Raw genomic sequence first — 616 nt, 5'->3', positions numbered from 1 at the left:
GTTACCTTCGTAAATCCTGTAGCGCTCGTCAGCATCGATATGCGCGGCCTCGATGTAGCGTTTCGTGTCGTCGAAATAGTTACCCGTCTCCGGATCGATGCCGCGCACGGCGCCGATCATCTCGCTTGCAAACAGGATGTTGTCCACCGGAATCACGCGCGTGAGCAGGTCTATGCCCGGCTGGTGATACACACAGGTGTCGAAGAACACGTTGTTGAGCAGATGGTCTCTCAGCAAGGGCTTCTTCAGTTCCTGCGCGAGTCCGCGAAAGCGTCCCCAGTGATAGGGCACCGCGCCGCCGCCGTGCGGAATCACGAAGCGCAGCGTGGGGAAATCGCGGAACAGGTCCGACGTGAGGCACTGCATGAACGCGGTCGTGTCGGCGTTCAGGTAGTGCGCGCCGGTCGTGTGGAAGCACGCGTTGCAACTCGTGCTCACGTGGATCATCGCGGGGATGTCGTACTCGACCATCTTCTCGTAGATCCGATACCAGTAACGATCGGACAGCGGCGGGCTGGTCCAGTGACCGCCCGACGGATCCGGGTTGAGATTGATCGCCACGTTGCCGTACTGCTCCACGCATTTGACGAGTTCCGGAATGCAGGTGGCGACATCG

The 616-nt window shown here is 60.1% G+C and carries 1 protein-coding gene; it reads right to left on the bottom strand.

Features of this window, described 5'->3' with window-relative positions; all coding sequences use genetic code 11:
* Window positions 1–616, bottom strand: a 616-nt coding sequence (locus P0D96_RS48315) for an amidohydrolase family protein (RefSeq protein ID WP_408321437.1), incomplete at both ends; no start/stop codon positions are given.

This window comes from Paraburkholderia sp. RL17-347-BIC-D (assembly GCF_046027915.1).
In the GTDB taxonomy this organism is placed as follows: Bacteria; Pseudomonadota; Gammaproteobacteria; order Burkholderiales; family Burkholderiaceae; genus Paraburkholderia.
Note: the sequence above shows the minus strand (reverse complement) of the source record. Positions and strands in the feature narration are given on the sequence as shown.